Here is a 21966-nt window from a genome sequence, read left to right as displayed (position 1 = left end):
GGCAGCGCCGCAGGTGGGGGCCCGAACGCCCGCCCGTGGGCGAGGTCGCGCGGCGTCAGCCCGTAGACTGACGATTCGACCCAGCGGGGTGTCGGTCACGGAAGGGGCAGTCGACAGCAATGAGCGTGCTCGAACAGGTGGACGGCCCCTCCGATCTCCGCAGGCTCGACTCCGACGAGTTGGGCCGACTGTGCGGGGAGATCCGGGAGTTCCTCATCCGTAAGGTCGCCGCCACGGGCGGGCACCTCGGCCCGAATCTCGGCGTCGTCGAACTGACCGTCGCGCTGCACCGGGTCTTCGACTCACCGCGCGATCCGATCATCTTCGACACCGGGCACCAGTCGTACGTGCACAAGATCCTCACCGGCCGTCGCGACCAGTTCGACGGTCTCCGCACCAGAGGGGGGCTTTCCGGCTACCCGTGCCGTGCGGAGAGTGAACACGACGTGATCGAGTCCTCCCACGCCACGGCGTCCCTGTCGTACGCGGACGGCCTCGCCAAGGCGTTCTCCCTGCGGGGGGAGTCCGATCGCACCGTCGTCACCGTGATCGGGGACGGTGCGATGACCGGCGGCATGGCATGGGAGGCGCTCAACAACATCGCCGCCGCCAAGGACCGCCCCATGGTGATCGTCGTCAACGACAACGGCCGGTCCTACTCGCCGACCATCGGGGGGATCGCAGAGCGTCTCGGCGCGCTCCGGCTCCAGCCGGCGTACGAGAAGGCGATGGACCGGACGAAGAACGCGCTCACGGCCCGCAAGGACGTCGTGGGCAAGGCCCTCTACTCCGTGCTCCACGGCATCAAGACCGGCGTCAAGGACGTCGTGTCCCCGCAGGAACTGTTCGCCGATCTCGGCCTCAAATACATGGGTCCGGTCGATGGCCACAACCTCGCGGCGACCGAGGCGGCGCTGCGCCTCGCGAAGGACTTCGGCGGTCCGGTGGTGGTCCACGTCGTGACCCGTAAGGGGATGGGCTACGTCCACGCCGAGAACAACGAGGCGGACCAGATGCACGCCACCGGGGTCATCGATCCCGAGACCGGCAAGCCGCTGGCGACCTCGTCATCCGTGGACTGGACCTCCGTGTTCTCCGAGGAACTGTGCGCGATCGGCACCGAACGCGACGATGTCGTCGCCATCACCGCGGCGATGGCCGGGCCGACCGGCCTGGCCGCGTTCGGGGAGCGGTTCCCGGAACGGATGTACGACGTGGGCATCGCCGAGCAGCACGCCGTGGCCTCGGCCGCCGGGCTCGCGCTCGGCGGGTTGCACCCCGTCGTGGCCGTCTACTCGACCTTCCTCAACCGCGCCTTCGATCAACTGCTGATGGATGTCGCACTCCTCCGGCAGCCGGTCACCCTGGTGTTGGACCGCTCCGGGGTCACCGGTCCGGACGGTGCCAGCCACAACGGGATGTGGGACCTGTCGTTGACCGGCATCATCCCCGGGGTGCGAGTGGCCGCCCCGCGGGACGCGGTGACCCTCCGGCAGGAACTCCGCGAGGCGGTGGCCGTCGACGACGGCCCGACCGTCGTCCGGTTCCCGAAGGGGTCCGTGGGGGACGCGGTACCGGCCCTCGCCACATCCGAGGACGGGGTGGACCGCGTGTACGGCCCCGGTGAGGCCGAGGTCCTGGTGGTGGCGGTCGGGTCGATGGTCGCCCCCGCCGTCGCCGCCGCCCGCGCACTCGAGGCAGAGGGACTCACCGTGGACGTCGTCGACCCGCGGTGGGTCTACCCCGTGCCGGCATCGATCGTGGAGAGCGCCCGCGGACGCGGACTCGTGGTGACGGTGGAGGACAACGGACTTCACGGAGGGGTCGGCTCGGCGGTGTCGGCGTGCCTGGATGCCGCATCGGTGCTGGTCGATCGCCTCTCGCTGGCGATCCCCCAGCAGTTCCTCGACCACGGCTCGCGCGGGGAGATCCTCGCGGACGCCGGCCTGACGCCCGAGGGGATCGCGGCCAGCATCCGTACCCGCCTGAACTGACGGACCGGATCCGCGGTCCCCGTCTCCGCGTCGGGCGCCCGACGCGGAGACGGTTCAGGAGTCCGCTCGGAAGCGCCGCACCGCCTCCAGCAGCGGGTCGGCGGTCAGTTCGATCTGCCAGGCGCGGGCATTCTCCGCGGTCAGCACGTCGTGGAGCAGCACACCGTCGTCGGTGGGCCGGGTGGTGGCCGCGCGCCACACCCACAGTCTCAGGGTCGAGGGTTTGAGCAGCAGCCCGGGCTCGAGTCCCAGTTCGTCGGCGAGCGCGCCGATCTCGTCGCGGGCGATCTCGAGCAGTTCCGCGGCCTCGGGCTCGTTGCGCTTCCACGACGCGTGCGGGGGATGCTCGGCGGGTGGCCCCTGGCGGGAGGGGAGGTCCCCGCGCCCGAGTCCTTCGGCCCACTCGAGTGCGGCCAGCCACTCCCCGGCCAGACGCCGGCGGTGCGGCCCGTCGAACCCGTCGATCGCCAGCAGGGCCGCCGCGTTCGACGGCCCCACCCTGGCGGCCTCGACGATCGCCGCGTCGCCGAGGAGCCGTTTGGGTGCTATGTCACGTTCGGCGGCGACCCGGTCGCGGGCCATCCACAGCTCCCGTGCCCGGGCGAGCTGACGCCCGTCACGCAGCGTCGACAACCGGGACAGTCGTCGCCAGGGGTCCGGCGGGGCGGGCGCCGGGCCCGACTCGACCAGATACCGGCACTCCGCCTCGAACCAGTCGCGGCGACCGAGGTCGTTGAGCAGCGGCAGGACCGCGTCCGCGAGCTCGTGGAGGAACAGGACGTCGTAGGCCGCGTAGTCCAACCACGACGCGGGCAGCGGTCGACGGGACCAGTCGGCGGCCGAGTGGGCCTTGGCGAGGGCTATCCCCAGGTGCTCGGAGATCATGGCCCCCAGGTTGACCCGCTCCGTGCCGAGGAAGCGCCCCGCGAGCTCGGTGTCGACGAGCGAGGTCGGCGACACTCCGAGCTCGCGCAGTGACGGCAGGTCCTGGCTCGCGGCGTGGAGGAGCAGGGGTCGACTCGACAGGACGTCGGCGAGGGAGCCGATGGTCCGGCCCGGGGTCTCCGGGTCGATGAGCAGGGCGGGTCCGGTGGCGGCGCGGAGTTGCAGGAGGAAGGCACGCTCGGAGTAGCGGATCCCCGAGGCGCGTTCGACGTCGACGGCGAGGGGACCGGGGGAGGACCCCAGGGCGCCGGCGACGGCCTCGATGGAGGCCGGGTCGTCGATGAACTCGTACTCGGCCGGGGGAGGCGGTGACCCGGGCGGGGTCTCGCCGCGGCGACGCCCGCTCACGACCGCCGGTGCAGGGAGGTCACGCCGACGGGCGGGAGGCCGGCGGCCAGTGCCAGGGTGGAGCAGAACGCGGACGCGTGCCCCGTCAGGTCGGACTCGAGGGCGGTCCAGGACGCGCGCAGTTCGAGTTGATGCGACTGGGGAGGACCGGCGATGTCGCCGTAACGGACGGACGCGGTGCTGGTCACGGTGCCACCCAGTGAGGTGTAGGGCCCGGCCTGCTCATCGAGGGCCTCGGTGAGCCAGCTCCACGCCACCTGGGGCAGGAGCGGGTCGGCCGCCAGGGACGCCTCCATGTCCGCCTGGATGTAGGCCACCAGGCGCAGGGTGCCGTTCCATGCATCGTCCCCCGAGGGGTCGTGCAGCAGGATGAGGCGACCGAAGGCGTCGCCGTCGGAGAATTCCGGGACGTCGTCCCCGGACGGCGGGATGATCTCGACGCCGAGGGCGTGACTGTAGGGTGCCAGTCGCTGCGGCGGGCGGATCGGGCCGACCGAGATCTCGGGGCGTACCTCGAGTCGCGACAGCGACTCGACCGCCTCCCGGAAGACCTCGGGTTCGCCGTCATTGACCGATGTGCTCACGGGTCGTCACGCTAGCGACCGCACGCTCCCGCCCCGAGGAGGCGCGCCGTCACCTGCCCGGGTGGGCTGACCGGCCCCGGTCGCCGCTTCATGGGACGATGGGGGGCGTGTTGAACTCTGATGCGTCCTCGACCTCCCGTTCCGTCGACCCCACCGCGGGTGCCGCGACCACCGGCCGCCGCGCCGGGACCGGCCCCTACCTCGACGAGGTGACCGGCGTCGGCGGTGCACACACCCCGGTGTGGTTCATGCGCCAGGCGGGACGCTCGCTTCCCGAGTACAAGGAGGTGCGTGCCGGCTCCACCATGCTGGAGGCCTGCTTCGATCCCGCGATGACGTGTGAGATCACCCTGCAGCCGGTCCGCCGCCACGGGGTGGACGCCGCGATCTTCTTCTCCGACATCGTGATCCCGCTGGCCGCCGCCGGTGTGGACATCGACATCGTCCCCGGGACCGGGCCCGTGGTGGCCGAGCCGATCCGCGACGAGGCGGGCGTCGCGGCACTGCCGGAGCTCACCCCGGACCGGCTCGACAAGATCGAGGAGGCCGTGCGCCTGGTCGTGGCCGAACTCGACCCGGAGGTGGCGCTCATCGGCTTCGCCGGCGCTCCCTTCACCATGGCCTCCTACCTCATCGAGGGCGGCCCGAGCCGCAACCACGAGCACACCAAGTCGCTGATGTACTCGCGGCCCGACGTGTGGAACGCGCTCATGGCCAAACTGGCCGACCTGACCACGGTGTTCCTGCGCGCGCAGATCGACGCCGGGGTGGACGCCGTCCAGCTCTTCGACTCGTGGGCCGGCGCGCTCAGCCTGCGGGACTACCGCGCGCTGGTACTGCCGCACTCCACCCGCATCTTCGCCGACGAGGTCATCTCGACGGTCCCTCGCACCCACTTCGGCGTGGGCACCGGTGAACTGCTCGGCGCGATGGGCGATGCCGGTCCGGAGGTCGTCGGTGTGGACTGGAGGATCCCGCTCGACGACGCCGCCGGGCGGGTACCGGGCAAGGTCCTGCAGGGCAACCTCGACCCCGCCATGCTCTTCGCCGATCGGTCCGCACTGGACGGCGAGGTCCGACGGATAGTCGAGGAGGGCAGGCGGGCCCGCGACCTCGGCGCACGCGGCCACGTGTTCAACCTCGGCCACGGTGTCCTGCCGAGCACCGACCCGGGCGCGGTGACCCACGTGGTGGAGCTCGTCCACGAGCTGACCGGGAAGTAGCGGTGGGCCCACGCGTCGCCGTCGTGGGGGGCGGCCTCAGTGGACTGACCGCCGCCTACCAGCTCTCCCGGGAGCTCCCGGACGCGCACATCACCGTCCTCGAGGCCTCGGACAGGCCGGGCGGGGCGCTGCACACCGCGGACTTCCCGTCCGGCCCGATGGAGCTCGGTGCCGAGGCCTTCATCGGCCGCCGGCCCGAGGCGAGCGACCTCGTCTCCGAGCTCGGCCTCACCGGCGCGCTCCGCCATCCCGGCCCCCTCGGGCCGGCCATCCTCACCGGGGGCCGGATGGTCCCCATGCCCTCCGGCACGCTGATGGGGCTCCCGTCCGACGTGGCGGCGCTGTCCGACGTGCTGGGACCACGCGAACTCGCCGTCGCCGCGCGCGAGGTCGACCTGCCGCTGGACTGGGAACCGGGAGGCGACGTCTCGCTCGGGTCGCTCGTCTCCGAGCGATTCGGTCACGCCGTCGTCACGCGGCTCGTCGACCCCATGCTCGGGGGCGTGTACGCCGCTCCCAGCACAGGACTGGGGCTGCGGCAGGTGACCCCGGGGCTGGCACAGGCCCTCGACCGGGGCGCGCCCAGCCTCACCGCCGCCGCCGGGGAACTCGTCGGCCACCGCGTGCCGGGCCCGGTGTTCGCCACCCTCGACGGCGGCTACCGGCTCCTCGTGGACGCACTCGTCCGGTCCTCGGGGGCCGTCATCCGCACACACGCCACCTGCACCGCCCTCCACCGGGACGGTCCCCGTTACTCGTTGGCGGTGGTCGGCGACCGCGGGTCGTGGGCGTGTGAGGCGGACCTCGTCGTCGTCGCCGTCCCCGTCCCCCACGCCGCCCCGCTCCTCGTGGCCGCCGGTGGGCTCGACTCCGACGACCGGGGCCTGTCCGGGATCCGGACGGCCTCCTCGGCCGTCGTCGCGTTGGAGGTCGACCGCTCCCTCGACCTGCCCGGGCGTTCCGGCGTCCTGGTGGCGACCGACGAACCGGTGCCGTTCAAGGCGATGACCTTCACCAGCCGCAAGTGGCCGCACCTCGACACCCGACCCGGTCACCTGGTGCGGGTGTCGTTCGGGAGACTGGACGACGACGAGGTCCTCGCCGCCGACGACGCCACCCTCTCCCGCATGGCCGAATCCGCACTGGGAGGACTGTGCGGCTCCGCTCCGACGGTCCTGCACTCGCGGGTGCGCCGCTGGTCCGACGCCCTCGCCGAGATCGGCCCCGGACACGACGCGCGGATCGCGGGCGTGCGCGACGAACTGGCCGAGCGCCTGCCCGGGGTGGAACTCGTCGGCGGGGCGACCGAGGGCGTGGGGGTGCCCGCCTGTATCGGCTCGGCACGGGCCGCGGCCCGGCGACTGGCGGCGAAGTGGCAGGATTGAGCCATGGCACGCCTTGATTACAAGAAGCTCAACTCGACCCTGCGGTACCTGATGTTCTCCGTCTTCACGGTGACCCCGGGTCAGCTCGGGGAGGACCGGGACACGGTCGCCGCGGACCTGGAGACGTTCCTCGCCCGCTACGACGGCACGGATGTGGTGGTGCGGGGCCTGTACGACATCTCGGGCCTGCGCGCCGAGGCCGACTTCATGATCTGGACCCACTGCGAGCACATCGAGGAGCTCCAGCGGTTCTACAACGAGTTCCGACGCACCACGATCCTGGGCCGGGCGAGCACCGCCTACTGGTCCAACACCGCACTGCACCGTCCCGCGGAGTTCAACAAGAGCCACATCCCGGCGTTCCTCGCCGAGGAGGAGCCGGGTGCCTACGTCTCCGTGTACCCGTTCGTGCGCTCCTACGAGTGGTACCTGCTCCCGGACGAGGAGCGGCGCCAGATCCTCGCCCAGCACGGCCGCGCCGCCCGCGAGTACCCGGACGTCCGCGCCAACACCGTGCCGTCCTTCACCCTCGGGGACTACGAGTGGATCCTGGCGTTCGAGGCCCCGCAGCTCGACCGCATCGTCGACCTCATGCGTGAGATGAGGGCGACCGAGGCCCGACGTCACGTGCGCGAGGAGATCCCGTTCTTCACCGGGCCGCGCGTCACGGCTAGGCAGTTGGCCACCTCGATGCCCTGACGCCGATCCGACTCGCGAGAGAGGGCCGACCGGGACACTCCCGGTCGGCCCTCTCTCGCGTCGGGACCGGACGGGTCCCGGGGTGTTCAGTCCTGCGCCGGCTCCAGGGTCATGCTCAGCGAGTTGATGCAGTACCGCAGATCGGTGGGGGTGCCGTACCCCTCGCCGGCGAACACGTGGCCCAGGTGGCCGTGGCAGCGGGCACAGATCACCTCGGTGCGGGTCATGCCGAGTGAGGTGTCCTCGCGCTCGATGACACTCCCACCGGCCAGGGGGGTGAAGAACGAGGGCCACCCGCAGTTGGACTCGAACTTGGCGTCACTGCGGAACAGTTCGGCACCGCAGCCACGGCAGCGGTAAACGCCCTCGGTCTTGGTGTCGTTGTACTCACCGGTGAAGGGCCGCTCGGTGCCGGCCTGCCGCAGCACCTGGTACTCCTCGGGGCTGAGACGGCGACGCCACTCGGTGTCGTCCAGCGTGAAATCCGGCTGGGGTGTGGGGGTATCGGTGGGCTTGCTCATGACCGCAGGCTACGCCGACACGGCGGCAGGTGCGATCCGCTCGTGCCGGTGGGGATCGGTGCGACGCCACAGCAGCACCACCAGGATGGTGGCCAGCAACAGCGACCACCCCAGGGTCGGGTGCGCGAACTCCAGCAGGCGCCCGTAGTACGGCCAGCGCGCCGACTCCCAGAAGTCGAGCGTGAAGAAGCCGTACGCGGCGAGCCAGGCCGGCCAGTTCCGGACCAGGGATTTGTCGAGCACCACCGTGAGCATGAGCGGGATGAGCATCATGGAGTAGTACATCTGCCCCAGGGTGGACACGAGGAAGACGCCGGTGAGCACGACCCCGGAGGTCGTCGCGAGCCACAGCACCTCGTGGTTGTGGCGGTAGTCCAAGAGGAGCCACACGGCGAGCAGAGTGGCCACCACGACCAGGATCCGGGCCACCAGGACGATCGGCTCGGGCACCCCGTAGTACAGGCCCATCCCGGCGATCGAACTGTTGTAGTAGTCCCGTACCTCGCCCATGTACGTCAGGGTGGTGTCGACGTAGCTGCGGGCATCGACGGTCAGGGCCCAGCCGGCGGCCATGGTGACCGCGGGAATCGCGGCCGCGGTGACGAAGGGCTGCCACTGCTTCCGGATCAGGGGCAGCACGAGCAGTGGCGCGAGCATCGGTTTGATGGCCAGGGACACGCCGATGGCCGCGCCCGCCCACCACAGGCGTCGTCGGTGGAGCAGGTAGAGGAACACCACCTGGCACAGGAATACCACGCCGTTGACGTTGGTGAAGACCAGGGTGTTGGTGACGGCCTCGGTGCAGAACGCCGCGAGCAGGATGGCGGGGGCGGCGAACGACCGGACGTCGAGGTCGAACAGCCGCATGAGTAGCCACAACGCGGCGATGATCGCGGCCGTGTTGACGCCGATGAACAGCCACCGCGCCAGCGTGTAGTTGTCGATCATCCCGAACGGGGCCAGGACGAAGGTGCCACTGGGGGCGTAGAGATAGTGCGGCTGCACCGTCAGCAGACTCTCGGCGTACACCGGCTCGCCGGCCAGGAAACGCCTGGTGGCGGCGTAGACGGTGCCGAAGTCGTTCGTGATGGATCCGTTGACGGCCTTGATCACGACGCGGTGGATCACGGTCATGATCGCCAGCGGCCACAACACATGGGTCAGGACACGGGGCACGGTCGTCGTGCTTCGGGAGGGCAGCGGCACGACTCGCAGGCTACCGCCTGACCTCCCCGCCCCCAGTGAGGCACCCCGGCCGGTCAGGACGGGCAGGCGGCGGATTCCCCTGCGGCGTCGGGGTCGTCGAGGAACCCGGTGACGGCGCTCCGGACGCATCCGGAGTGCAGGATCACCTGCGACCCCGGTGCGCCCCAGGTGACGATCCGCACGTCGGAGGCCCCGGCGGCGGTGAGCGCGCCGGCGGTCGGTTCGAGCGCGGCGGCCCCGGCCAGTGGATCGGCGATGCCGCCGACCAGCAGCACCGGGGTGTCCGCGGGCAGGGTCACGGGGGAGGGCCCGGGGACGGGCCAGGTGGAGCACGCGGACAGCTGTGCGGCGACGATCTCCCCGAACGGAGGGGTCTGCTCCCACTCTGCCCGTAGTTCCTCCACCCGGTTGACCGGGACGCGACGTGTCAGGTCGGAACATCCGGCCACGTACGGCAACGACGTGCCGGCCAGTGCGGCGGCACGGCCGCGGACACTGTCCGGGGTCTCGCCGGGGGCGGCGGCGACGAGGTCGCCCAGGAGGACGTCTCCCGGCGACGGGGCCGGGGCGGACGCGCCGGACAGGTCTGCGAGAGCCGACCGGATCACGTCGGACAGCAATGCCGCGGGGACCGCCGCACCGGGGTCGCGGGCGCGATCCAGGGCGCGGTCCAGGGCCGCGACCTTCTCGTCGGCGTCCCCGGGCCCGCACTCGACGCGGGTGCACGCCGCGGCCCACAGCCGCAGCGCCGCGTCTGAGCCGTCGATCCCGGCGCGGGCCGCGGCCTCCTGGTCACCGTCCGCCGGGGCGGGGGAGTCGAGCACCAGCAGGGACAGCCGGCCGGGGTGCGCGCCGGCGTAGGCCAGCGCGGTCCGGGCCCCGGTGCCGATCCCCATCACGGCGAGCCCGGGCACATCCCACTGCTGGCGTAGACGTTCGAGGTCCTCGGCGGCGCCGGCGGAGCCGAAGTCCAGTTCGCGGCCCTGGAGCTGGTCCGTGCAGGACTGGGAGGTGTCGGCGAGGTTCGCTCGCAGTTCCGGCGAGCCGGGATCGGTGCCCCGATCCGCCAGTGCGTCGAGCGTGCGGCGCGCCGGAAACGACAGGCAGGTGCCGGCCGGCCCGGTCCGCCCGCGGTGGTCCACGACGACCAGCGGTCTGGAGCGGCCAAGCTCGGGGCCGGCGGAGGCGAGCCTCGCGACGAGTGAATCGGCCGGTGTCTCGGGACCGGCGACGACGACGAGCGGAGCCGCGTCGTCCGGTGTGTCCGTCGCGGTGAGTCGCAACACCGGCGTGTCCCCGACCAGCGAACACTCAATGGTCGCGTCCTCGGGGATCCCGCCGACCCGGCTGTTGGGACACGGGACCCAGCTCAGGTCGGCCCGCGGCGCGAGCCAGTCGGGCGGGGCCTCGGGCTCCTCGGCGACGCCGCCCCCCGAGGTCCTCCCGGGTCCGTCCCCGGTCGCCAGCCGTGGACCCGTCGCGGGCAGTGGCGCGCACGCCGCGACCGACAATGCCAGCACCGTCACGCCCGCACCGATCGCCCGGATGCCCCGGTGTCGCGTCACCGCACGCCCTCCCGTCCGTCAGTTCCGGTGACGACCCAGCGTGTGTAGAGGCCGCCGCGGGGGCACGTGAAGGCCGCCGCGACGCGCAGGGGGACCCGGGTGGTGGCGGTGGCCTCCGCCAGTCGGGAGTCGTCACCGCCGAGGATGATCTCCGGGGACATCGACAGGATCAGTTCGTCGACCGCGCCCTCACGCAGGAAGGTCCCGAGCAGCCGCGGGCCGCCTTCGAAGGTCACCTCCGAGGCCCCGAAATGAGTGGCCAGCGATCGCACGGTGTTCCGCAGTGGGCCCGGGTCGAGGACGTGGACCGTGATCCCGCGCGCCCGGGCGGCGGTGAGTCGGTCACCGGGCACACCGTGGGTGGCGACCACCTGCAATCCGTCGCCGGCACTGGCGCAGTGGTCGATGAGGTCGTCGCCCAGGGTGCGGGTGAACACCAGGACCACGGGCGGGGGGCCGGGACGTCTGTCGGCCCACACGGCGGCGGTGCGGGCGGGGCCGTAACCCTCGGCGAGGACGGTGCCCGAGCCCACCAGGACCAGGTCGGACCGTGCCCTCATGGCGTCGTAGACCAGCCGGTCCGTCGGGGTGCCCAGCCCGCCGCTGCGCCCGTCCACGGTGGTCGTGCCGTCGACCGAGGAGATCATCACCGCGCGGATGCACGGCACGGGCAGGCCCGGTTCGGGGTCCAGTGCCGCCCACAGGGCCTCGAGGGCCGCGGGGTCGTCGTCGAGCACGGTGGGCCGTGTCGTGTGCACCGCGGACTCCTTCCGTTCTGACGCCGGGTGTCCCCACGATAGGCTCTGCCCATGGTCTCTCGCCTCGTTGACGTCACCCCGGTGGTCCCCGCCGACCAGCTCGTGGCACAGATGGTCCCCCCGTCGATGTTCGACGACGTCAGTTTCGACTCCTACATCCCCGACCCGGCGCAGCCCTCCCAGGCCGCTGCGGTCACGGCGTGTCGGTCGTTCGCCGAGTCGGTGGTGGCCCGTCGCGCGCCCAAGAAGGGGATCTTCGGCCGACGTCCGAAGGCGGTGCAGGGCACCGGCATCTACCTGGACGGCGGCTTCGGTGTGGGCAAGACCCACCTGCTGACATCGATTTACCACAACTGCCCCGAGCCCAAGGCGTTCGGGACGTTCGTCGAGTTGACCCACGTCGTCGGTGCCCTCGGGTTCAACCGGGCCGTCGACGAGCTCTCCGGGCACTCCGTCCTGTGCATCGACGAGTTCGAGCTCGACGACCCGGGGGACACCATGCTGGTGTCCCGCCTGCTCGCGGAGCTCACCACGGCCGGGGTGAGTGTCGCGGCCACGTCAAACACGCTGCCCGAGCAGCTGGGGGAGGGCCGGTTCGCGGCCAAGGACTTCATGCGCGAGATCCGGAAGATGTCCGGCATCTTCGAGTCGATCCGGGTCGATGGCCCGGACTATCGGCACCGTAACCTGCCCCCCGCTCCGGACCCGATGAACGACGCCGACCTCGAGGCCGACGCTGAGGCGGTCTCGGGTGCGACTCTCGACGACTTCGACGCACTGTGCGAGCACCTGTCGACCCTGCACCCCTCCAAGTACAACCGTCTCGTCGACGGCGTCACCCGAGTCTGCCTCAGCGGGGTCAAGCCGCTGCCGGACCAGTCGATCGCGCTGCGCCTGGTCGTGCTCGCCGATCGTCTCTACGACGCGGGCATCCCCGTGCGTAACTCCGGTGAGAAGCTGGACGCGATCTTCACCGAGGAGATGGTCGCCGGCGGCTACCGCAAGAAGTACCTCCGGGCGACCTCGCGTCTACTGGCGTTGTCCCGGTTCGAGACCGTCGGGGGCTGACCGGGGGCCGACCGTGGACCTACGGGGCCTCGCCCGGTCTCTATAGGGGCAGTTCGTAGACGACGTCGGTGTTGAGCACACCACCGACGTCGAAGGTCCGTTGTCCCCGCTCCAGGAATCCGTGCTTGCCGTAGAAGCGCCGTGCCCTCGTGTTGGCGAGGTTGGTGGCCAGCCACACACTCCGGGCGCCGCCCGCTCTGCTCCGCCGCGAGACGTCGTCGAGCATCACCGCGGCCAGGCCTGCTCCGTGGTGGGCGGGATCAACGTAGAACTTGCTGATTCCGATAGTCGGGTGGTGCACGATCTGGGCCGCACAGTCCGGGTCCATCTCCGTCCCCGCCACGAGTAGGACGTAACCGACGGCCTCGCCTCCGGTCCCACTCGCGACCAGCAGCTCGTGACCCGGAGTATCGAGGTGGGCCCGCAGGGCCTCCGGGGTCAGGTTCTCGGCGATGAACGCCTCGATCGCCGGAGCATCCAACTCGGGCGGGCACGCCAGGGGGAAGGTGCGTGCGGCGAGCGACGCCACGGCGTCGATGTCGGCCCCTGAAGCATGCTGCAATCGCGGTGTCACGCCCAGAGACTATCGGGGTCCGATTCAGGCCTCGTGCAGGTGCAGGCTCTCGCCCCCGCGGACACCGCGGATCGTGAGCTTCTCGATGTCGTCGCCTCCACCGAGGACGAGGGTGAGTTCGAACGAGTCGGTCCCGGTGCGTCGGAGGTCCGCCAGGATCCCGGTGCTGTGCCGGAAGTCGACGACGCGGCCACGCAGGGTCGCGACATCGGCCAGGTCGACGGTCGTCGAGTGGTGTAGGTACGGCATCACGGACATACCCCGATCATCCGCCTACGAGATCACGGGGCGACTACGCCGCGGTACCGGATCGGGAGCGACGACGACGAACGCCCCGGCCGACGGCCGGGGCGTTCGTGATGGTGCGCGATACTGGGATTGAACCAGTGACCTCTTCCGTGTCAGGGAAGCGCTCTCCCGCTGAGCTAATCGCGCGGGCTTCCCGTCCGGACAAGTCCGGACGTGGAGGTGGAGACGGGAATCGAACCCGTGTTGACGGCTTTGCAGGCCGCTGCCTCACCACTCGGCCACTCCACCGCAAAGGTATCGAGCCTGGTGAGGACGTCCTGGCTCCTCGATCCCTCCGAGCGGATGACGGGATTCGAACCCGCGACCCTCACCTTGGCAAGGTGATGCGCTACCAGCTGCGCCACATCCGCATCGCTTCGCGGCTCGCTCTCGCTCACCTCGTTGCGAGAAGGAACATTAGCCGACGGTCTTCGGGGAACACAAATCGGGGGGCGGAAACCAGGTCTGAGCTGTATGGACCGGGCGACGGCACGGTGCTCTACCGTGCAGCCCCGGCGAGCTCGCCTCGACGTCGAGCGCCCCGTACGGCCCACGGGTCGCCACGGCGAGGTGCAAATGGTCTGTGCGGATGGTCGGGGCGAATGGTCGAGGGCCCACGGCACAGTGGGCGACCCGGGCGAGGGCCACTACCCACCGAGACCCTCACGGCCTACGCCCCGGACGGCCCGTCAGCGATCCGCCCGCCCCTCGAGGGGGCCGAATTGGGGCCCGGCCCGGGTCTTGATACAGTGTTCCGGTGCCGAGGCGAGACCGCCCGGAACGCGAGGTCCTATAGCTCAGCGGAAGAGCGCTCCGTTCACACCGGAGAGGTCACTGGTTCGAACCCAGTTAGGACCACCCTTGAAGCGGGCCAGAGCCCACGACGACCCCCGGGCTCCACCACGGAGACCGGGGGTCGTCCGCATTTCAGTAATTCCGGTCCCGTACCCGCAGAGCAACGACGCCGCAGGTCACATCCGAGATGGCCTCTACATCTGTCACCCAGTCCAGGGTCTGAGTAGCCCGCGTGACCGAGATCTCAACGGTTGTGGAGGGCATGAAACAACTGAGGACCACTGCCGTCACACATCTGTAACACAACCTCCATAGCGTTCCGGACGTGCTGAAGCACACGCCCCGACCGGGGCATCGCCGCTGGAAGGAGCGCTAATGACGGGCATGTTCGTCACATCCGTCGTCGGGATCGGGCTCGTCGTCGCGGGGGTGAGCAAACTCCGAGATCTGGATGCTCACGGCCGCGTGGTGGTCGGTTACAAGATCCTCCCGGACCGCCTGGCATTCCGTGTCGGCCGAGTTCTCCCGTTCCTCGAGGTGGCCCTCGGCGCCGCGTTCATCGCCCGCGTGGCCCTGCAGCCGACCAGCTGGGCCATCGCCGCCCTCTTTCTCGCCTACGCGGCCGGCCTCTCCGTCAACCTGTTGCGGGGGAGGACCGAGCTCGACTGCGGTTGCTTCGCGTTCGGCAGCCACGAGGCCCCGCGGATCACCTGGTGGCACGCCGCCCGCGCACTCGCGTTCGCCGGCGCCGCCGCCTTGGCTCCCGTGTTGCCCGGCCCGGCCACGCTGACGGAGGCGATGACCGCTCTCGCCCTGGCGGGTCTCGCCGTCGTCCTGGCCTTCGGGGTCGGTTCGGTGTTCTCCACCCTCACGCTCGGACGCTCGCGGGTGGACACCTATCTGCAACCCGCCCGGGCCGAACTCCACCGCCGGCAGGCCGGCTCGGTCTGACCCGACCTCCCTGTCCGGTCCGGCCCCGGCCGAGCCGAACAGACCCTTCCCGACCATCGGTTCCGATCGGCCCCGCCGTCCGGGAGCCGCTCCCATCCCCACGTGCGCCGCACCTGGGGCCGGCACCCCCTGCCCGAATCACCCCAGAGGAGTCCCCATGTCCGTTCTCGTCTACACCGTCCTCGCGGTCCTCGTCGCCGTCGACGTCGTCCTCGTCCTGATGATCCTCGGCCTGGCCCGTGAGCTGGGTCGGGTCCAGGTCCGGCTCGGCCCCCTCGGCGCCCGCGTCCAGGACTCCGGGCCTGCGATAGGCGACACCGGCCCGGCCTTCGACGGCCTCACGGACCACCTCGGTCGCGACGCATCGGTGGCAGGGGAGCGGCCCCGGCCGCAGCTGCTGATGTTCACCGGCCCGAAGTGCTCGACCTGCAAGGCGCTCCTGCCCGGGATCAAGACCATGGCCAGGGCCGAGAAGGACCTCGACGTCGTGCTGATCTCGGACGGCACCGAGCAGGAACACCGTGAGTTCCTGTCCGGAGCGGGCATCGGCGGCGAACTGCAGTACCTCGACGCCCGCGAGGTCGGAATCGCCTACCAGGTCGGCACCACTCCCTACGGGATCCTGGTCGACTCCGACGGATCCATCGCCGCCAAGGGTCTGTGCAACAACATGCAGCACGTCGAGAGCCTGCTCAACGCACTCGAGACCGCAACCCCGACCATCCAGCACCTGTACGCCGGCCTGAAGGTCCCCAACGCGTCGTGAGCCCACCGGGACGCAGGTCGCGTCCGGGCCCACGAGATCACCCCCCACCCGAAACGAAAGGAATGAACCGTGGTCCACATCGAAGACTCCGACCAACAACGGTTGAGCGAACACGCCGAATGGCTGGCCGGCGGCGGCGGCTCCGCGATCAGCAAGGTCTCCCGGAGGCTGTCCGAGAGGACGTCCCGCCGGTCCGTGTTGTCCCGGATGGCCACGTGGACGATGGGCGTCTCCGGCGTCGCACTCGTCGGGGCCCTGCCCGTCACCCGCGACCCCAAGGCGATGGCACAGGAACCCCCCGCGGCGACGCCGTCGGCCGGTGCCACCAAGGTGACGCCGTTCGGTGCGGGCGATGACCTGCTGCCCACGTACGACGGCAAGGATCCCACCGAGTGCAACTACTGGCGCTGGTGCAACATGGACGGCCGCCCGTGTCCGTCCTGCGCCGGTGGCGGAGTGTCCACCTGCGCCCCCGGCTCCAAGCCGGGCGCCGAGTACTGGGTCGGATGCTGCACGCATCCCGAGAACGGCAAGACCTACCTCATCGCCTACTACGACTGCTGTGGAGCGCCTCGCTGCTCGACCACGTACTGCGGAGAGCCGGATGCCCAGGCGGTCATGTACAACCCCGTCTCCGGCAGCTTCGACCAGGAGATCATCTGGTGCGTCTCGGATGAGTCCCAGTCCTACACCTGCACCCTCGCGCCGATCATCGGCGAGGACTGCCAGACCAACAACGCGACCCGGCCCCGCGTCGGCGCCGGCGCCCGTTGACCGGCCGGAAAGGACACCCCATGAAGATGTTCACGACCACCCGGCTGGCGGGTATGTCGCTCGCCACCGCCACGGCGCTGATGCTCGTCGGATGTTCGTCCGGCAGCGATTCCACCGAGTCGGGCGAGGAGTTCGACGTAGCCAACGGCGTCGCCACCACGTATGAGTTCCCCAACGTGCCCGAGGTCACCCTGCCGCCGTCCAACGCGGCGCTCGGGGACGACGACCAGGAACTCGGCGAGGTCGGCGCCGACCCCAACAAGCCGTACACCGCGGAGGTCACCCCGATCGGGGAGGACTGGATGGTCGCGACCGAATCCCGCGACAACGAGACGGTGTACGCCGCGTTCGATCCGGCCGACGGCGTGGTCAAGACCCGGATCACCACCGGGCACGCCATCTGGGACGACGTGGTCCACGTCTTCACCTCCGACGACGCGTCCGAACCCCAGGCGGTGGCGTTCGAGGTGTGGGCGCCCCGTGGGTCGCGCGGACAGGCCGACTACACGGTCTCGACGTACTCCGGGAACCTCCTCGAGCCCGCCGAGGTACTGCTTCCCCGACACGTGCGTTTCCACTCCCGGGAGGGCTCACACACCGTCAGTGTCGGTGGCCGCTACATGACGTCGTGGGACGACCAGCTCTTCGGACCGCGTGTCGTCGATCTCGACCGGGGCGTGCTCTCCGGGGAACAGCAGATCCTCGGGTGCGGGCCGTTCACCTGGCCGGTGGGCGACAAGATCTACTCGGTCTGTGAGAACTCCCGCGAGCTCATCGAGCTGACGATCGACTCCGACGGGAAGATCAGCGAGACCGGGCGGTCGGAGGTACTCCCGGAGGACTTCACGTCCGCTCGCGAGGGGCACTTCGCCGAGGAGATCGCCTCCGGTTTCCTCATCAACGAAGCGGGCGACGTGTACCTGTTCGACTTCTCCGACGGTCTGCCCACCGAGGAGGTCACGCCCGTCGGCAATGTCGGTCGCGAGGACGGCCGTTTCCACAAGAACGGCGTCCGCCCGGACGGGCGACAGTTCTTCGTCGAGTACACCGACACGGAGATCCACCCGCACTCCGCCAACGGGGGAGACCTGGTGAGGATCCGGTTGTTCGACGTCGACGGGGCGCGGGAGACCCAGAACCTCGACCTCGAGAAGCTGGGGCTGGACTCCATCGATTCGGTGTCCTACAACCTCGACGGGTCGGTCCTCTACGTCCTGGGGACCGCCCCGGGTGAGGGTGACGACGAGGGCAAGGACCTGCCGACGGTCGTCGGCATCGACCCCGCGACCGGACAGGTCGTGTCGACCGTGACCGTCACGGGCCACGCCGGCGGCTCCGACGGCGTGAGCGGACTCCGGGCCCCGGAACGGCGGGCCGGCTGATGGGGCGCACCACGGGTGTCCTGCCCACCCTGGCCCCTGACGTCAACCGCCGGGCATTCCTCGCCGCCCTGGGTCTGGGCGGCGTGGGGTTGGCCATGGCCGCCTGTGGTGCGGAGGCGGCGGTCACGTCCGCGATCCGGGCATCGGACCGCATCGGCTACTCCGATCCGGAGGTCGGGGAGGCGGAAGCCGCCCGGTTCAGCTCCGGTCGGGTCGTGGACGTGGCCGTGCCGGCGGTCGCTGCCACCTTCGGCCTGGCAGGCCGACAGGTGACGGCGAAGGCCTACGGCGAGGGCCCCGTGGGTCCGGAGATCCGGGCGTCGCTCGGGGACCGACTCCGGGTCCGCCACACCAATCTCCTCGACGAGGAGACGATCATCCACTGGCACGGCATCCAGCTCCGAAACGACATGGACGGGGCGCCTCCGCTCACCGGTGAGACGGTGGCCCCGGGCGGGGAATTCGAGTACTCGTTCACCCTTCCGCACCCGGGAACGTACTGGTATCACTCCCACTCCGGTCTCCAGGCGGACGAGGCAATGCTCGGGGCCCTCGTCGTCGAGGACCCGCAGGACCAGTATGGCGCCGATGTCGACCACGTCCTGGTGATCGACGACTGGACCGTGGGTTTCGGCCCGTCACCCGACGAACTGCTCCGGGCGCTCAACCCCGCGCTCGGGGGTCACTCCGGTCACGGCGGACACTCCGGACACGGTTCGAGCACCACGGCCGCCGCCCGTGCGGTCGATCCGGATGCGCTCGCCCGAACCGCCGGACCCCATCCCGAGTCCGCGGCGCTCGGGGGGATGACCCAGCACATCGCCTACCCGTTGCACCTCCTCAACGGGCGTCCCTCGGAGAACGCCGACCCGCTGACGGTGCCGCCGCGCTCCACCGTCCGTCTGCGCATCATCAACGCGGCGGCGGAAACCCCCTACCGGGTGGCGGTCGGCGGTCGGACGATGCGTGTCGTCGAGACCGACGGGTTCCCGTGTCGACCGGTGGAGGCCCGGTCCGTTCTCGTGGGGATGGCGCAGCGGGTCGATGTCCTCGTGGACGTGGACTCCGGGACATGGCCGATCGTCGCCCGTGTGGAGGGGTCGGAGGACTTCGTGGCCACGACCCTTCGGACGAGGGACTCGGTCACGACGATCGATCCCTCGCGGTCGGGGGATATCGACGAACTCGGCACTACACCTGTGCAGGATGCCGACCTCGCCGCAACGGAGGCCTCGAAGCTCCCGGAGCGACCTGTGGACAGGACGTTCCGGTTGGAACTGATCCAGTCGCCGGCGGACTACGTCTGGGGGATCGCCGGGCCCGACGTGGGGAAGGTGTCCATGAAGACCGGTGAGCGGATCCGCGTGGAGATGACCAACAAGACGACCATGTGGCACCCCATGCACCTACACGGGCACACCTTCGGGGTGCCGGCGTACGGCGGGCTGCGGCGGGACACGGTCATCATCCACCCCGGCCAGGACCTCGCCTTCGAGTTCGACGCCGACAACCCGGGTGCGTGGATGTTCCACTGCCACAACGCCTACCACCTGGACGCCGGTATGACGACCAACTTCTACTACGAGAGGTGACAACTGATGTTGCATCGCGCCACCAAGATCGCCGCGCTGGCCTTGTCCGCGGTTCTGTTCGCCACCGGCTGCTCGTCGGACGGGGGATCCGGATCGACAGCGTCGGGTGAGACCGTCCGGGTCCACGTGAAGGACATGAGCTTCGAGCCCCCCGTGGTGACGATCCAACCCGGCGATTCGGTCGAGTGGGTCTGGGAGGCCTCCCTACCCCACGATGTGGCCTCCGACGACGACTCCGGGATCGAGTTCGTCTCGGAACTGCAGACGGAGGGCAGCTACACCCAGACCTTCGACACGCCGGGGGAGTACGGCTACCACTGCACCCCCCATCCGCAGATGACCGGGCAGGTCATCGTCGAGGGATGAGCCCCGCCGAACGGACGCGTCGTCCGGGCCGGTCGGCAGCGGTCGGGCTCCTCGTCCTGGCCGGGGTCCTGACGGCGGGCGCCGGCTGCTCCACGCAGACAGAGCCCACCAGGGTCACGGTCCGCAACGTCGCCTTCGAACCCCGGGAGATCCATCTCACCGCCGGAGACGAGGTCGCATGGTTCTACGACGACGGCGGGACCTTCCACGACGTGGTCGTGGAAGGCGTCGACGGCAACGCCGGCTTCCGCGCCGAGGGCGAGCACCGGATCACGTTCGCCGACCCGGGTGTCTACCGGGTCACCTGCTCGATCCACCCCCAGATGGTCGGGACCGTGGTCGTCGAACCGCGGGCCTGATCGGACGGGACCACCCCCGCCGGGCTCCTGCCCCTGAATCCACCAACCCCCGATACCGGGTCGATATCCACCATCACCGAGGAGGAACACCATGACAAGTATCCAGACCACGGCACCGCACCTCGCGGCGCCGTCATCCGTGGAGGGCGTCGCCACAGCCAGCGTGCCCGACATCTCCGATCTCGACCTGGGCGACCGCCCGGGCATCCGGCCACGTATGGGCCGGGCGATCAGCCTGGGCAAGCGCGTGGGCGTCGCCGCGGCCTCCCTGGCGGCCGGCGTGGGCGCCGCGGTCGCCGTCGGTGCCCTCGGTGGCCTCTCGGCGCCGGTCGCACTCACGGTCGGCGTCGTCGGCGCCGCCGCTCTCACCGCCGTCGCGGCGAACTGGTCCACCTGCGGCATGTCCGTGGCAGGGGTCGTCGCCGCCCCCAAGCAGGCGGACCGGCCCGGTGACGGCTCCGCCCTGAGCCGTCTCGGTGCCCACCTCGCGGGCTCGTTGCTCACCGCTCTGCCGGTCGGTGCGGGCCTGGGCCTCGTGGGAATGGCCGTCCAGTCCGTGGTCGGGCCGGCCCCGGTGGCCCCGCTGCTGGCGGGATGGTCCTCGCTGGCGTTCCTGTACGGCCTCCACGAGACCGGTCTGCTGCGGATGCCGACGCCGATGCGACGTCAGCAGCTGCCCCGCCATCTGCGCCGGGTCGGTCGTCCTATGCGGGTGTCGTTCTACTTCGGCACGCTCATCGGGCCCGGGTTCATGATCTTCATCCGCTCCAGCGCCTACTACCTGCTGTTCCTGGGCGCGATCGCCCTCGCCAACCCCGTTCTCGGCGCGGCTCTGTTCGCGGCGGTCTCGATCGGCAGGTGCGGGCCGTCCGCCCTCGCGATCGCGCACCAGCGGCAGGGCGGCACGATGGGCGACTTCCTGCTCAAGTGCATGGCCGCGGACCGCATGGTCCAGCTCGCCGCGGGCTCGGGCCTCGTGGCCCTCGCGGGTTTCGGCGCGGCGGCGTTGGCGATGTGACATAGCGGCCCCCCGCACGACCGGGCGCCCGATCCGCGGACAGCGGGACGGGCGCCCGGTGGTGGGTACGGGCCCGGTGATGGGTACGGGCTCGGCGAGGACTCAGACCTCCGCAGCCACCGCTTGCTCCAGTGCCCGGTCGAACACCTCGACCGGCTGGGCCCCGCTGACGGCGAGTCGGTCGTCGAACACGAAGAACGGCACCCCCCGGACCCCGAGACCGCGGGCCGTCTCGACGTCGCGGTGCACCCGGTCGGCGTACGCGTCCCCACGGAGCACCCGGTCGACCTCCTCTGCGGGTAACCCGGCCCCGACCCCGATCTCATACAGCACCGCCGGGTCCGAGATCGCCCGTCCCTCGGTGAAGTGGGCGCGTCGCAGGGCCTCGTCCACCGCGTCCGCCTGTCCGTGCTCGGCGGACAGGGCGGCCAGGCGGTGGGCGTCGAAGGTCGAACAGATTCGCGCGGACCGCCAGTCGAAGTCCAGACCGAGTTCGGTGAACCGGGCGGCCATCTGCTCCTGCCCGGCCTCCGCCTCGGCGAGAGACATCCCGTACTTGCGCGAGAGCATCTGTGCGCTCGTCTCTGTCGGCTCGTCCCCTTCGACGCGGGGAGCGGACGGGTCGAGTTCGTAGGCCCGCCACACCACCTCCACCCTGATCTCGGGGTGTCGCGCACGGAACTTCTCCAGTGCCGCCTCGAGGTGCCGCTTGCCGATCCAACAGAACGGACAGACGACGTCGGACCAGATGTCAATGCGCATGACGGGTGCAACGTCGCGCCGCGGTCCGGGATTCCGTGAGGGC

Annotated in this window: 22 protein-coding genes and 4 tRNA genes; 14 read left to right on the top strand and 12 right to left on the bottom strand. The window is 70.6% G+C overall.

The features are described 5' to 3' along the window. Positions 1 to 119: 119 nt before the first annotated feature. A complete protein-coding gene (dxs, locus tag AC3DE3_RS01475) occupies positions 120 to 1994 on the top strand; it encodes a 1-deoxy-D-xylulose-5-phosphate synthase (RefSeq protein WP_260487649.1) in 1875 nt (624 codons plus the stop codon). Between the two features lie 54 nt (positions 1995 to 2048). Here dxs and AC3DE3_RS01470 read toward each other — a convergent pair whose 3' ends face one another. Then, on the bottom strand, positions 2049 to 3287 hold the full coding sequence (locus AC3DE3_RS01470) for an HRDC domain-containing protein (protein WP_488368742.1): 1239 nt from the start codon (positions 3285 to 3287) through the stop codon (positions 2049 to 2051). After that, positions 3284 to 3871 carry a DUF3000 domain-containing protein gene (locus AC3DE3_RS01465; RefSeq protein WP_488368741.1) on the bottom strand — a complete coding sequence of 196 codons (588 nt, stop codon included), beginning with the start codon at positions 3869 to 3871 and terminating at the stop codon, positions 3284 to 3286. Before AC3DE3_RS01465 ends, AC3DE3_RS01470 begins: the two co-directional genes overlap by 4 nt. A 98-nt stretch (positions 3872 to 3969) precedes the next feature. Here AC3DE3_RS01465 and hemE point away from each other — a divergent pair, with 98 nt between their 5' ends. From hemE to hemQ, 3 genes are read left to right on the top strand one after another with little or no spacing between them, the layout of a single operon-like run. Further along, complete coding sequence (gene hemE, locus AC3DE3_RS01460; RefSeq protein WP_488368740.1) at positions 3970 to 5094, top strand: uroporphyrinogen decarboxylase; 1125 nt, start codon at positions 3970 to 3972, stop codon at positions 5092 to 5094. A 2-nt stretch (positions 5095 to 5096) separates the two neighbouring features. Next, positions 5097 to 6479, top strand: coding sequence for a protoporphyrinogen oxidase (hemG, locus tag AC3DE3_RS01455; protein ID WP_488368739.1), 1383 nt, complete (start codon positions 5097 to 5099; stop codon positions 6477 to 6479). A gap of 3 nt (positions 6480 to 6482) precedes the next feature. Next, positions 6483 to 7178 (top strand): hydrogen peroxide-dependent heme synthase, encoded by a 696-nt coding sequence (hemQ, locus tag AC3DE3_RS01450; RefSeq protein ID WP_488368738.1) that lies wholly within the window; start codon positions 6483 to 6485, stop codon positions 7176 to 7178. Positions 7179 to 7264: 86 nt separating this feature from the next. Here the strand turns inward: hemQ and msrB are convergent, their stop codons facing one another. Genes msrB through AC3DE3_RS01430 form a run of 4 tightly spaced genes read right to left on the bottom strand, consistent with a single transcriptional unit; the run spans position 7265 to position 11228 of the window. Next, positions 7265 to 7699: a peptide-methionine (R)-S-oxide reductase MsrB gene (msrB, locus tag AC3DE3_RS01445; RefSeq protein WP_488368737.1), complete on the bottom strand. Its 435-nt coding sequence runs from the start codon at positions 7697 to 7699 to the stop codon at positions 7265 to 7267. A 9-nt stretch (positions 7700 to 7708) separates the two neighbouring features. Next, a complete protein-coding gene (locus AC3DE3_RS01440; protein ID WP_488368736.1) occupies positions 7709 to 8905 on the bottom strand; it encodes a glycosyltransferase family 87 protein in 1197 nt (398 codons plus the stop codon). 53 nt (positions 8906 to 8958) lie between these two features. Beyond that, complete coding sequence (locus tag AC3DE3_RS01435) at positions 8959 to 10470, bottom strand: alpha/beta hydrolase (RefSeq protein ID WP_488368735.1); 1512 nt, start codon at positions 10468 to 10470, stop codon at positions 8959 to 8961. After that, positions 10467 to 11228, bottom strand: coding sequence for a dihydrofolate reductase family protein (locus tag AC3DE3_RS01430; protein ID WP_488368734.1), 762 nt, complete (start codon positions 11226 to 11228; stop codon positions 10467 to 10469). The genes AC3DE3_RS01435 and AC3DE3_RS01430 overlap by 4 nt, the downstream gene beginning before the upstream one ends. A 51-nt stretch (positions 11229 to 11279) precedes the next feature. Between AC3DE3_RS01430 and zapE the strand changes: the two genes are divergently transcribed. Next, positions 11280 to 12296 carry a cell division protein ZapE gene (zapE, locus tag AC3DE3_RS01425; RefSeq protein WP_260487640.1) on the top strand — a complete coding sequence of 339 codons (1017 nt, stop codon included), beginning with the start codon at positions 11280 to 11282 and terminating at the stop codon, positions 12294 to 12296. 40 nt (positions 12297 to 12336) lie between these two features. On the opposite strand, the gene AC3DE3_RS01420 is transcribed toward zapE, so the two are convergent. From AC3DE3_RS01420 to AC3DE3_RS01400, 5 genes are all read right to left on the bottom strand, one after another. Then, positions 12337 to 12870 carry a GNAT family N-acetyltransferase gene (locus AC3DE3_RS01420; RefSeq protein ID WP_260487639.1) on the bottom strand — a complete coding sequence of 178 codons (534 nt, stop codon included), beginning with the start codon at positions 12868 to 12870 and terminating at the stop codon, positions 12337 to 12339. Positions 12871 to 12894: 24 nt separating this feature from the next. Further along, complete coding sequence (locus tag AC3DE3_RS01415; RefSeq protein WP_260487638.1) at positions 12895 to 13128, bottom strand: hypothetical protein; 234 nt, start codon at positions 13126 to 13128, stop codon at positions 12895 to 12897. A 102-nt stretch (positions 13129 to 13230) separates the two neighbouring features. Further along, positions 13231 to 13305: transfer RNA gene (locus AC3DE3_RS01410), tRNA-Val, on the bottom strand. 28 nt (positions 13306 to 13333) lie between these two features. Continuing rightward, a tRNA-Cys gene (locus tag AC3DE3_RS01405) sits at positions 13334 to 13407 on the bottom strand. Between the two features lie 49 nt (positions 13408 to 13456). Then, positions 13457 to 13529: transfer RNA gene (locus AC3DE3_RS01400), tRNA-Gly, on the bottom strand. Between the two features lie 415 nt (positions 13530 to 13944). Here AC3DE3_RS01400 and AC3DE3_RS01395 point away from each other — a divergent pair. The 9 genes from AC3DE3_RS01395 (at position 13945) to AC3DE3_RS01355 (ending at position 21161) form a co-directional block, all read left to right on the top strand. Further along, positions 13945 to 14016, top strand: a tRNA-Val gene (locus tag AC3DE3_RS01395). 321 nt (positions 14017 to 14337) lie between these two features. Continuing rightward, entirely contained in the window at positions 14338 to 14904 is a 567-nt protein-coding gene (locus AC3DE3_RS01390; RefSeq protein ID WP_488368733.1) for a MauE/DoxX family redox-associated membrane protein, read from the top strand. Positions 14905 to 15061: 157 nt separating this feature from the next. Further along, positions 15062 to 15670 carry a thioredoxin domain-containing protein gene (locus tag AC3DE3_RS01385; protein WP_488368732.1) on the top strand — a complete coding sequence of 203 codons (609 nt, stop codon included), beginning with the start codon at positions 15062 to 15064 and terminating at the stop codon, positions 15668 to 15670. A 69-nt stretch (positions 15671 to 15739) separates the two neighbouring features. Beyond that, a complete protein-coding gene (locus AC3DE3_RS01380) occupies positions 15740 to 16444 on the top strand; it encodes a methylamine dehydrogenase light chain (protein ID WP_488368731.1) in 705 nt (234 codons plus the stop codon). Between the two features lie 20 nt (positions 16445 to 16464). Further along, entirely contained in the window at positions 16465 to 17826 is a 1362-nt protein-coding gene (locus AC3DE3_RS01375) for a hypothetical protein (RefSeq protein ID WP_488368730.1), read from the top strand. Next, a complete protein-coding gene (locus AC3DE3_RS01370) occupies positions 17826 to 19418 on the top strand; it encodes a multicopper oxidase family protein (RefSeq protein ID WP_488368729.1) in 1593 nt (530 codons plus the stop codon). Before AC3DE3_RS01375 ends, AC3DE3_RS01370 begins: the two co-directional genes overlap by 1 nt. Before the next feature lie 6 nt (positions 19419 to 19424). Continuing rightward, positions 19425 to 19784, top strand: a complete 360-nt coding sequence (locus AC3DE3_RS01365) for a cupredoxin domain-containing protein (RefSeq protein WP_488368728.1) — start codon at positions 19425 to 19427, stop codon at positions 19782 to 19784. Next, positions 19781 to 20143: a cupredoxin domain-containing protein gene (locus AC3DE3_RS01360; protein WP_260487631.1), complete on the top strand. Its 363-nt coding sequence runs from the start codon at positions 19781 to 19783 to the stop codon at positions 20141 to 20143. Before AC3DE3_RS01365 ends, AC3DE3_RS01360 begins: the two co-directional genes overlap by 4 nt. Before the next feature lie 217 nt (positions 20144 to 20360). Next, positions 20361 to 21161, top strand: a complete 801-nt coding sequence (locus AC3DE3_RS01355; protein ID WP_488369088.1) for a methylamine utilization protein — start codon at positions 20361 to 20363, stop codon at positions 21159 to 21161. 102 nt (positions 21162 to 21263) lie between these two features. On the opposite strand, the gene AC3DE3_RS01350 is transcribed toward AC3DE3_RS01355, so the two are convergent. Then, positions 21264 to 21923 carry a DsbA family oxidoreductase gene (locus AC3DE3_RS01350; RefSeq protein WP_488368727.1) on the bottom strand — a complete coding sequence of 220 codons (660 nt, stop codon included), beginning with the start codon at positions 21921 to 21923 and terminating at the stop codon, positions 21264 to 21266. Positions 21924 to 21966 lie beyond the last annotated feature (43 nt).

Source organism: Dietzia sp. IBK-p2-16D (assembly GCF_057773085.1).
The sequence above is the reverse complement of the archived record's forward strand: the minus strand, read 5'-3'. Positions and strand labels throughout refer to the sequence as shown.

Coding starts and splice junctions, on each gene's coding strand:
- dxs (WP_260487649.1), top strand. CDS start 120: ATGAGCGTGCTCGAACAGGTGGACGGCCCCTCCGATCTCCGCAGGCTC.
- hemE (WP_488368740.1), top strand. CDS start 3,970: ATGGGGGGCGTGTTGAACTCTGATGCGTCCTCGACCTCCCGTTCCGTC.
- hemQ (WP_488368738.1), top strand. CDS start 6,483: ATGGCACGCCTTGATTACAAGAAGCTCAACTCGACCCTGCGGTACCTG.
- msrB (WP_488368737.1), bottom strand. CDS start 7,699: ATGAGCAAGCCCACCGATACCCCCACACCCCAGCCGGATTTCACGCTG.
- zapE (WP_260487640.1), top strand. CDS start 11,280: ATGGTCTCTCGCCTCGTTGACGTCACCCCGGTGGTCCCCGCCGACCAG.
- AC3DE3_RS01415 (WP_260487638.1), bottom strand. CDS start 13,128: ATGTCCGTGATGCCGTACCTACACCACTCGACGACCGTCGACCTGGCC.
- AC3DE3_RS01390 (WP_488368733.1), top strand. CDS start 14,338: ATGTTCGTCACATCCGTCGTCGGGATCGGGCTCGTCGTCGCGGGGGTG.
- AC3DE3_RS01385 (WP_488368732.1), top strand. CDS start 15,062: ATGTCCGTTCTCGTCTACACCGTCCTCGCGGTCCTCGTCGCCGTCGAC.
- AC3DE3_RS01375 (WP_488368730.1), top strand. CDS start 16,465: ATGAAGATGTTCACGACCACCCGGCTGGCGGGTATGTCGCTCGCCACC.
- AC3DE3_RS01370 (WP_488368729.1), top strand. CDS start 17,826: ATGGGGCGCACCACGGGTGTCCTGCCCACCCTGGCCCCTGACGTCAAC.
- AC3DE3_RS01365 (WP_488368728.1), top strand. CDS start 19,425: ATGTTGCATCGCGCCACCAAGATCGCCGCGCTGGCCTTGTCCGCGGTT.
- AC3DE3_RS01360 (WP_260487631.1), top strand. CDS start 19,781: ATGAGCCCCGCCGAACGGACGCGTCGTCCGGGCCGGTCGGCAGCGGTC.
- AC3DE3_RS01355 (WP_488369088.1), top strand. CDS start 20,361: ATGGGCCGGGCGATCAGCCTGGGCAAGCGCGTGGGCGTCGCCGCGGCC.
- AC3DE3_RS01350 (WP_488368727.1), bottom strand. CDS start 21,923: ATGCGCATTGACATCTGGTCCGACGTCGTCTGTCCGTTCTGTTGGATC.